This is a genomic window from Roseibaca calidilacus, assembly GCF_001517585.1.
Lineage (GTDB): Bacteria > Pseudomonadota > Alphaproteobacteria > Rhodobacterales > Rhodobacteraceae > Roseinatronobacter > Roseinatronobacter calidilacus.
The window spans coordinates 2,627,501-2,630,000 of record NZ_FBYC01000004.1 but is presented as its reverse complement, the minus strand read 5'-3'; the positions used below and the strand labels follow the sequence as shown (position 1 = coordinate 2,630,000).

The 2,500-nt window shown below is 54.9% G+C and carries 1 tRNA gene and 1 rRNA gene (1 of these 2 only partly in view); both read right to left on the bottom strand.

Annotated elements, in window-relative coordinates:
* Positions 1 to 1,628 (bottom strand): 23S ribosomal RNA (locus AWT76_RS16410) (its annotated part extends 1,035 nt beyond the left edge of the window); the annotation flags it as partial.
* 687 nt (positions 1,629 to 2,315) lie between these two features.
* Positions 2,316 to 2,391, bottom strand: a tRNA-Ala gene (locus AWT76_RS16405).
* Positions 2,392 to 2,500: the final 109 nt, after the last annotated feature.

The following is a 2,500-nucleotide window of genomic DNA, read 5'->3' as shown; positions in this document are numbered from 1 at the left end:
GCTATTTCCAGGGACCGCCTGGCTGCCCACCCAATCCGATAAGGGTGAACAACGTCCGCGATCCGTCACATCCCACTGGCCGAGGAATATTAACCTCGTTCCCATCGACTACGCCTTTCGGCCTCGCCTTAGGGGCCGGCTTACCCTGCTCAGATTAGCTTTAAGCAGGAACCCTTGGACTTTCGGCGACAGGGTCTCTCACCCTGTTTGTCGCTACTCATGTCAACATTCTCACTTCTGAACGCTCCACCGGTCCCTCACGGGCCGGCTTCACAGCAGACTTCTGATGCGTCCGTCACACCCCTTGGGGCATGCAAGACGCAAGAAGTACAGAACAGAACGCTCCGCTACCACGCACTTACGTGCATCCTAAGCTTCGGCTCATGGCTTGAGCCCCGTTACATCTTCGCCGCAGGACAACTTATTTAGACCAGTGAGCTGTTACGCTATCTTTAAAGGATGGCTGCTTCTAAGCCAACCTCCTGGTTGTTTTGGTCGTCCCACCTGCTTTCCCACTTAGCCATGAATTGGGGGCCTTAGCTGTAGGTCAGGGTTGTTTCCCTCTTCACGACGGACGTTAGCACCCGCCGTGTGTCTGCCAGATAGTACTCCCGGGTATTCGGAGTTTGGTTAGGATCAGTAAGCCTGTGGGGCCCCATTACCCATCCAGTGCTCTACCCCCCGGGGTATTCGTCTGACGCTCTACCTAAATAGATTTCGCGGAGAACCAGCTATCTCCGAGTTTGATTGGCCTTTCACCCCTAGGCACAGCTCATCCCGATCCTTTTCAACGGATGTGGGTTCGGTCCTCCAGTTGGTGTTACCCAACCTTCAACCTGGCCATGCCTAGATCACTCGGTTTCGGGTCTGATCCATCTAACTCGACGCCCATTTAAGACTCGCTTTCGCTGCGCCTACACCTAACGGTTTAAGCTTGCTAGATAGACCAAGTCGTTGACCCATTATACAAAAGGTACGCCGTCAGGGATCATGTCCCCTCCGACTGCTTGTAGGCGTCCGGTTTCAGGTCTGTTTCACTCCCCTCGTCGGGGTGCTTTTCACCTTTCCCTCACGGTACTGGTTCGCTATCGGTCAGCAAGGAGTACTTAGCCTTCGGGGGTGGTCCCCCGATCTTCGAACAGGATTTCACGTGTCCCGCCCTACTTGATACGTCCGATCATGCTTCGCATACGGGGCTGTCACCCGCTATGGCCTGCCTTTCCAGACAGTTCTGCCCACATTCACGGCTCGGCTGGTCCGCGTTCGCTCGCCACTACTAACGGAGTCTCTATTGATTTCCTTTCCTCCGGGTACTTAGATGTTTCAGTTCCCCGGGTTTGCTCTTTTAAGCCTATGTATTCAGCCTAAAAGTAACTGAGTATGCTCATTGTTAGCCACCACGCATCAACATACGCGCCCGGCCACCCAAAGGTGGCCACGGACCAAGGGTCCGCGCGGAGCGTATGTTATTGCGAAGCAATAACAACAAACAATCAGTTGGGTTGCCCCATTCGGAGATCGCAGGGTCAAAGCCTATTCTCGGCTCGCCTGCGCTTATCGCAGAGTATCACGTCCTTCATCGCCTCTTGCTGCCAAGGCATCCACCAAACGCCCTTATTGCGCTTGATTTGATCCAGAAAGAGCCAGATCGGTTCCCCGTTTTCACAGGCAACGTCACATGACAGGGGGCAACGGGCCTTTTGCGTTCCCGCGCCCCACGCTTCCCAAGACCAAAAGCATTGTACGTTTCCCGCCCTGGATTTTTTATGCGCTACCGCGCAGCTCACTTGAGCGCGTTGGCACCGCACTACCCGTCTCTACGTGCATAGATCGGGGCATCCAGAACAATTGGTTAGTGTACTTGACTTGGAATAGTCTCATGTCTTGCAAAGTCCGAAGACCCTGCAGGCATCTTCTCACGCGAAGATGCCAACATGACACTGATGTGTATCTCTCTAAACGATGTAAAAAGCAGCCGAAGCTGCCAACGTCCAACAGGACGATCAAGCACATGACCCATGTGCTTGATGATCGTGTTGGTCTTTCAAACTGCAACATCTCGACGATGTGCCGGGTGGAGCCACCCGCCAATCGACTTGACGATTGGCGCATAAAACAACCCTGGGCTTCACCAATGCGAAGCGTAGCTGGGTCTTGGTGGAGCCACCCGCCAATTCGCTTGCGAATTGGCGCATAATAAATCCTAGGAGCCACCATGACGAGGCGAAGCCCTGCCGCGCAGCATGGCTGCTTGGCATCAATCCCTAAAAACGATCCCCCGGATCGTTTTTGCGAGCTGCGCTCGCCGGGTTTGATGGTGGAGCCTAGGAGGATCGAACTCCTGACCTCCTGAATGCAAATCAGGCGCTCTCCCAGCTGAGCTAAGGCCCCGTTCTTGAGTGTCGCCTGCGGCGACGCACGCTTCGCGCCGCGCCTTGCGCGGTGGCAGCAAAGCTGCCGGGCACTCAGCACAAAACAAAACCATGCTTGATCGCAGCCC